The organism is Kineococcus aridisoli, assembly GCF_050871885.1.
Taxonomy (GTDB): domain Bacteria; phylum Actinomycetota; class Actinomycetes; order Actinomycetales; family Kineococcaceae; genus Kineococcus.
The window spans coordinates 21,323-28,568 of record NZ_JBJLSF010000063.1 but is presented as its reverse complement, the minus strand read 5'-3'; the positions used below and the strand labels follow the sequence as shown (position 1 = coordinate 28,568).

General features: G+C 71.2%; 7 protein-coding genes. All 7 read right to left on the bottom strand.

What is annotated here, in order from left to right:
- Positions 1-782, bottom strand: a 782-nt coding sequence (locus ACRYM2_RS16300) for a serine hydrolase domain-containing protein (RefSeq protein WP_432523490.1), incomplete at its 3' end; no start/stop codon positions are given.
- Entirely contained in the window at positions 779-1,633 is an 855-nt protein-coding gene (locus ACRYM2_RS16295; RefSeq protein ID WP_432523489.1) for a carbohydrate ABC transporter permease, read from the bottom strand. The genes ACRYM2_RS16295 and ACRYM2_RS16300, both read right to left, overlap by 4 nt.
- 1 nt (position 1,634) lies before the next feature.
- Positions 1,635-2,627: a carbohydrate ABC transporter permease gene (locus ACRYM2_RS16290; RefSeq protein ID WP_432523488.1), complete on the bottom strand. Its 993-nt coding sequence runs from the start codon at positions 2,625-2,627 to the stop codon at positions 1,635-1,637.
- 26 nt (positions 2,628-2,653) lie between these two features.
- Entirely contained in the window at positions 2,654-3,895 is a 1,242-nt protein-coding gene (locus ACRYM2_RS16285; RefSeq protein WP_432523487.1) for a sugar ABC transporter substrate-binding protein, read from the bottom strand.
- 119 nt (positions 3,896-4,014) lie between these two features.
- The gene (locus ACRYM2_RS16280; RefSeq protein WP_432523486.1) at positions 4,015-5,046 is read right to left on the bottom strand and encodes a DUF6807 family protein; all 1,032 of its coding nucleotides are present in this window, start codon (positions 5,044-5,046) and stop codon (positions 4,015-4,017) included.
- Positions 5,043-6,206: a Gfo/Idh/MocA family protein gene (locus tag ACRYM2_RS16275; RefSeq protein ID WP_432523485.1), complete on the bottom strand. Its 1,164-nt coding sequence runs from the start codon at positions 6,204-6,206 to the stop codon at positions 5,043-5,045. The genes ACRYM2_RS16280 and ACRYM2_RS16275 overlap by 4 nt, the downstream gene beginning before the upstream one ends.
- Entirely contained in the window at positions 6,203-7,054 is an 852-nt protein-coding gene (locus tag ACRYM2_RS16270; protein ID WP_432523484.1) for a sugar phosphate isomerase/epimerase family protein, read from the bottom strand. Before ACRYM2_RS16270 ends, ACRYM2_RS16275 begins: the two co-directional genes overlap by 4 nt.
- Between the last annotated feature and the right edge of the window lie 192 nt (positions 7,055-7,246).

Genomic DNA, 7,246 nt, shown 5'->3' with positions numbered 1-7,246 from the left:
CCCCCCCCCACCCCCCCCCCCCCCCCCCCGCCGGGCCCCGCCCCCGGCGCCGCGGCCGGGGCGGGTGCCGACTCCAGCGCGGCTGCGCGCGGAGCCGCCGAGGCCAGGCGGGCCGGGACGGAAGGTGCAGGGGTGGAGGACGCTGGGACAGGGGGCGCTGGTGGCACAGGAGGCACGGTGACCTGGTGCAGGCGGTGCTGCTCACTGTCGGGCAGGCGGACCCAGAAGTCGGCGGCCGCGGGTGAGCGCAGCCGCTGCTCGTAGTAGTGCCACAGCGCGGTGCCGGTGAGGCGGTGCACGACCTCATCGGCCAACGGGCCGATGCTCAGGGCGTGGTAGCCGTGAGCTCGGCCGGGGGCCCACAGCGGCCGCTGAGCGGCGAGGTCGGCGGCGACGGCCCGTCCCTGCCCCCACTCCTGGGGACTGAAGTGCTGCACCGTGCGCAGCAGGCCCGCCTGGTGGGACAAGAGCTCAGCGATCGTCACCGCCTGCTTGCCTGAGGCGGCGAACTGCGGCCACAGTCGCGCGACCGGCTCGTGCACTCCCACCCCGCTCTCCTGCAGCGCCAGGGCCACGGTGAGCCCGGCGATGCCCTTGGTCGCCGAGGCCTGCACGTGGATCGCGCCGCCGTAGCCGGCGCCGGCGTGCAGGTCGACGACCGTGTCGTGTTCGGCGTGCACGACCAGCTGGAAGGCCCAGTGCGGGTCTTGGCTCAGCAGGTGCTCGGCGAGGTCGGCGACCTGCTCGTAGCCGGGGGCCAGTGCGTGGATGTGCAGGCTCACTTGACGGCGCCTCCGGTGACGCCGGCGGCGATGTAGCGCTGGGCCAGGACCAGCAGGGCGGCGGCGGGGATGCTGGCCAAGGTGGCGGTGGCCATGAGCGCGGCCCAGCTCTGCGTGTGCGCCCCGACGAAGGTGTACATGCTCAAGGTGACGGGGACGATGGTGTCGCCGGTGGTCAGGGTGAGGGCGAACATGAAGTCGCTCCAGGCGAACAGGAACGCGAAGACGGCGGCGGTCACCATGGAGTTGCGGCTCAGCGGCACGATGATGGAGCGGAAGACGCGGAACTCGTGGGCACCGTCGATCTTGGCGGCCTCCACCAGGGAGGCGGGGATGTTCACCATGAACGAGCGCATCAGCAGGATGCAGAACGGGATGCCCAGTGACGCATCGGCCAGGATGAGCCCGAGGTAGCTGTTGATCAGCCCCAGGTCGTTGTAGAGGGAGAAGAGGCCGTTGGCGATGACGATGCCGGGGATCATCTGGGTGATGACGAGCAGGGTCATGACCAGTCCCCCACCGGGCAGCTTGATGCTGGTGCGCGAGAGCCCGTAGGCGGCGGGGGCGGCCACGGCGAGGCAGACGAGAACGGCGCCGCTGGCGATGAGCAGGCTGGTGCCCAGGTTCGCCAGCTGGGAGTCGATCGCCTGGCGGTAGCCGTCCAGGTCCAGGTGCAGCGGGAACCACTGGGTGCTCAGCAGGTTCTCGCTGCCCTGCAAGGAGGTGTTGACCATCCAGTAGACGGGGAAGAGCAGGACGGCGACCACCAGGATGCCGAAGACGGTGCGCAGCCGCGATGCCAGGGCACTGCGCGAGGTGCTGCGCGAGGTGCTGCTCGAGGTGCTGTTCACATCAACCTGCCAAGTCGTTCGCGCGCCGGTTCGCCCGCAGCTGGAAGACCGAGACCGCCAGCGTGACGATGATGAGGATGTTGCTGAGGGCCGCGCCCGTGCCGAACTCGAAGTTCGTGAAGGACAGCTGGTAGGCCTGCGTGGCGTAGGTCTGCGTCGCATCGGCGGGACCGCCGCCGGTGAGGGCCAGCACGATGTCCAGCACCCGCACGGTGTAGATGAACCCGAGCATGAGCACGATGACCACCACCGGGCGCAGCAGCGGCCAGGTGATCGCGGTGAACGCCCGCACGCCGGTGGCGCCGTCCAGCGACGCCGCCTCGTAGAGGTCGCGGGGGATCTCCTGCAGCCCGCCGTAGAGGATGACCATGACGAAGGGGATGCCCACCCAGACGTTGACCAGGATCACCGAGTACAGCGCCAGGCGCGGATCGGTCAGCCACGGCACGTCAGCGAACCCGAAGGCGCCGATGATCTGGTTGAGCACACCGGAGCCGGCGTCCATCATCCGCCGCCAGACAGCCGCGGAGATGATCAGCGGCAGCAGCCAGGGCAGCAGGATCAGCGAGCGCAGCACGGCGTTGAGGCGGAAGTGCGTGTTGAAGAACAGCGCCAGCAGCAACCCGATGACGAAGGTGGCGCCCAGGGAGACGAAGGTGAAGGTGAAGGTGTTCACCGTGATCCGGGCGAAGATCCCCGGAGTGACCACCGTCACGTAGTTGTCCAAGCCGACGAAGGGAGCTTCGCCGGTGTAGAAGGTGGCGGTGGTGTACTCGCGGAAGCTCATGGTGATGTTGTTCACCACGGGCACCGCGAAGTAGGCGAGCATGAACACCGCCGCGGGCGCCACGAACCACCAGAGCGCCCACCGCCGCCGCCGGGCTGCGGATGCGGCGCTGCGCCCCTGCCGCACGGCCGGTGGCGCCTGCACCGCACCCTCTGGTCCCGGGCGGGGCCCAGGGGCCAGGGGGGCGGTCTTGCTGCTGCCGGACATCGCTTCTCCTTCCTGCAGGCGCCGGCTCAACCGTTGATCGCGACCTGGGCGGCCTGCAGAGCGTCTGGCACGCTGGCCTGGCCGGTGATGACGGCGGCGATGGCGGTGGCCAGCTCGTCGCTGACCTTGGTCCACTTCAGCCCCGAGTCGCCGGTGAGGGACTGGGCGGTGGTGACGGTGTCGACGATGGACTGCATCTCGGGCTGCTGCTGCGCCAGCTGCTGCGCCGCCTGCTGGTTGCTGGGCACGGTGTTGCTGGTGGTGGCCATCTCCAGCTGCGTCTCAGAGGAGTTCAGGCACTGCACGATGCTGGCGGCGGCCTCCTCGCGCTCACCGCCAGTGCGCGGCACCGTCCACAGCTCACCACCCAGGGGGGCTACGGGGGTGTCGCCGGCCTGCGGGACGGGGATGGTGGTGCTGGCCCAGTCCAGGCCGGCGGTCTCCTTCAGGCTGGGGATCTGCCAGGGCCCGTTGATCATCATGGCGGCCTTGCCGGCGGCGAACTGGTCCTTGACGTCGGCCTGGGTCCAGTTGACCACCGACTGCGAGACGTAACCCTTGGCGGCCAGGCCGGTGTAGAAGCTCAGCGCCTCCTGCGCTTCCGGTGCGGTCAGCTCCAGCTGCGAGCCGCCGTTGGACCACAGGAACGGCACGAAGGTCCACGTGCCTTCGGTGCCCGCGGCCGCGGAGTAGGCGAAGCCGTAGCGATCGGGGGTGGTGAGCTTGGCGGCGGCGGCCTCCAGCTCGGCCCAGGTGGTGGGAACGGCCAGGCCGGCCTCCTGCAGCATCGTCTTGTTGTAGTACAGCACCAGGGTGTTGACGTTGGGCGCCAAGCCGTACAGCTCGTCCTCGTAGCGGCCGGTCTCCAGCACCGAGGGCAGGTAGGCGCTGGTGTCCACGCCGAGTTCGGACAGCGGCGCGAGCGCTCCAGTGGAGGCGAACTGCGGCAGGTCGGGATTGTTGACCATCAGCACATCAGGCAGCGACTTGGTCGAGATCTGCTGCAGCACCTTGGCGTTGTACTGCGCAGCGGGGACGCTGGACTGGGTGATCGTCGCGCCCACCTCGGCTGCGCAGTCGGACAACCGCTTCTGGGTGTTGCTGTGGGAGGGCTCGTCGGTGTAGTAGTCCAGGGCGGTCAGCTCGAGCGCGCCTGCGGAGCCTTCCGAGCCGGCGGCGTCGTCGGAGGAACCACCGCAGGCGGTGAGCAGGGCGAGGGGAAGGGCGAGCGCTGCGAGGGTGGCGCTGCGACGGAACCTGGTAGTCATCGTTGACTTGCCTCTCTGGCGTGGTGCGGTGGGTGAGCGGTGACGGGCGAGCGGTCACGGGCGAGCGGTCACGGGCGAGCGGTCACGGGTGTGCGGGCCGCGGAGGGTGGCTGCTGCGCTCAGGCGGTCGGTGCGGGCGCGGTGGACGAGGCCGGCACGGTGACCCCAGCCGCCTCCTCGGCCCTCCCCTCGCCCTTCTCCTCGGCGGCCGTGCTGGTGTCGCTGCCGGTGGGTGCGAAGCGCGCGTAGGTGCTGTGGGCGCGCTCGAGGTCGGCGACCTCGCCCGGGTGCCCCAGGACGAGGGCGCGGGTGCGAAGGCGCACTCGCTGGCCGGCGCCGAGGTCGCGGTCTTGGTGCATCAGCGGCGCGGTGGCCAGGAAGCCGAAGTCCTCAGCGGCGGAGAAGACGTAGAACGGGCTGGGGTAGCCGGCGTCGTCGGGGTGCTGCAGCAGCGCCACACCTGCGCCGGCGGGCTCGTTCGGCTCGTCGGTGCCCGCGCCGTCGACGCTGCCGCCGTAGGCGGCCCAGGCCGCGCGCTGACCGTGCACCGCGTCGCGTCCGAGGCGGCCGCCTGCGCCCACGATGGACTCGCCGGCCACCATGGCGCGGGCGGCGCGGTAGTTCAGCCCGGCGTAGCCGCCCCAGGTGGTCTGCGGCCAGGGGGTGACGCTCAGGCGCACGTCCTTGCTGGCCGTCCACGTCTGGTCCCAGTCCAGCGCCCAGCCGCCGGCGACACCGGTGCTCAGGGTGGCCGTCACCGTGCGCTGCTCGCTCAGCAGCACCTGGCCGGTGGCATCCACCCGCCAGGACAGCAGCTCGTGGATGCGCATGCCGTCGGCGGTGGCCTCGATGCGGTGTTCCTCGACGATGCTGCGGCCCAGGCCGGCGCGGTTGCCGCCGTAGTCGGGGTGGTCCTCCCAGAAGAGGATGTCGTCGATGAACTTCCACGACCACCACAGGCCGTGGTGCCACCGGTGATCGTGGGGGGCGTGGGTGGTCAGGACGCCGCGATGGGCCAGGGGCCGCAGCTGGTCGAAGTAGGGGTGGTTGGCTGCCGTGGACCAGGAGTAGTCGGCCAGCGGTTGCCCCTGCGGGCCGCGCAGCAGGCCCAGGCCCTCGCCGGTCTGCTCGAAGGTGATCGCTTCGCTCACGCCACGGCCTCCTCGGCGCGCTCGTCGGCGACGGGGTGCGGCGGCTGCCAGGCGGAGAAGCCGTGCGAGTAACCGGTGCCGTAGTCGGCGTCGTAGCGATCCCCCATGATCTCGGCGAGCTCGACGACGCGGTGCTCGGCGCCGGAGCGGTAGGTGGCCTCCAGCACGGCCATGACGTTGAGGTTGTCCTGCACCGAGCACAGCGGGGCGGCCCCGGCGGCCAGGGCCTGGCGCATGTGCGCCATCGTGAGGCCGAAGGCGTGCGGGAACCAGGTGCCGCGGGTGTGCGGGGCGATGGAGCGGCGCTCGATGTCGCCGCCGCCGTCGATGCGGCGGGAGATGACGACGTCACCTTCGGGGCGCCAGTCGACGAGGCCGTTCGGGCCCTGCACCCACACCGCCTCGTTGCCGTGGCGGACCGCTTCGGTGCCGTAGTAGGTGCCGGTGGAGATGAGCATCAGCTGCAGGCCGCTGGGGTAGCGCAGCGCCAGGTGGCCCCAGCCGTCGCTGGTGACGCCGGGCTGGCTGACGTCGTGACCGGTGAGGGCGTGGACGCTGAGCGGCGGGCCGAACAGCAGCTGCAGCAGGCCCAGGTGGTGGATGGACAGCCCCGCGGTCCACCACCGCTCGTCCTTGCCGAACCACGGGTGGTAGTCGGTGTCGAACTGGTACTGGGTCACCAGCTGGGCGTAGCTGGGCTCGCCGACGACGCGGTCCTGCAGCAGCGCGCTCGCCAGGGCGATGGCCGAGGGGGTGAAGCACATGTTCTGGTTGACCATGCCGACCACACCGGCCTGCTCGGCCACCTGCACCAGCTCCAGCGCCTCCGCGTAGCTCATGGCCAGCGGCTTCTGCACCAGGAACGGCTTGCCGGCGGCGGCGATCTGCTCCAGCACCGGCAGCCGGGTCGCCCGGTGGTGGGGGGTGGCCAGGTCGATGACTCCCACCCGCTCGTCGGCCAGCAGGTCGGCCAGGCTCTCGTGAGCGGTCGCGGTGGGGGTGTCGGCCAGCATGCGGGCGCGGGCGGCGGGGTCGGGATCGTAGCCGGCCACGACCGGTTGCCCGTACAGGCGGTAGCCCTGCCGGTGGGGCACGGTGATGCTGCCCAGCCCGACCTGGCCGATCGCGAAGGCGCTCGCCCCGCCCTCGGCGCCGCTCATCGCACGGCTCCCCACTGCTCGAGCAGGTCGGCGGAGGCGAGCACGGCTTCGTCGCCGGCGATCTCCAGCGTGGTGGCGCCCTCGAAGCCCGCGGCGACGAGGGCGTCGAAGACGCCGCGGACGTCGATGACGCCCTGGCCCAGCGCGATCGTGGACATGCCGCAGCCGAACACCTTCCCGCGCTGGGCCTCCCACTCGGCGCCGAGGTCCTTCCAGTGCACGTGCCCGATGTGCTCGCCGAAGCGGCGCACGTACTCCAGCGGGTCGGCGCCGGCCAGCCAGCTGTTGCCGGTGTCGAGGTTGACGCCCAGCGCCGGGGAGGCGGCGCGTTCGAGGATCTCCTCCACGGCGTCGGGGTCGCCGGTGTAGGGGCCGTGCGGCTCCAGCAGGATCTTCACGCCGTGGTCTTCAGCCACCCGCAGCGGCTCGTGCAGCTTCTCGAGGATGCTGAAGAGCGCCTCCTGGCGCGTGAGGCGCCGACCGAAGTCGGTCTCGGGTTCACCCTCGGTGGTGATCACGTGCGGCACGCCGATCGCGGCGGCCGCGCGCACGGCCTTGATGATCTCGGCGGTGCCGTAGCGCCAGGGGGCGCTGGCATCCAGCAGGTCGGCGTGGGCGCAGAAGGAGGTGATGCTCAGACCGCGGTCGGTGAACAGCCGGCGCAGGTCGTGGGGGTTGGCGTCCAGGCTGGCGACGGCGCTGAAGCCGAAGTGGTTGCCCAGCACGGCTCCGTCGCCGGTGTCGGTGACATCAGCGGTGCTGAAGCCCCAGTCCCGGATGCGGTCCAGCTGGTGGTCGAGGGTGGAGAAGGGGTCGACGAGGGCGAAGCACCCGACGGTGATGGCCACGAACTGCTCCTCGGAGGTGGTGGTGGGCGCCGCGGTGCGCCCTGCCCGGTGCCCCTCACCCTGCGGCAGCGCTGGTGGTGGTGTCGTCCAGTCCCGTTCGCTGACCGATGTCGAACACGAGCTCAGGGGCCGGTGACCGCGGACGGTCACCCTCGACCATTGCCGACGGCCGTGCAGGCGCTCTACTGTGGA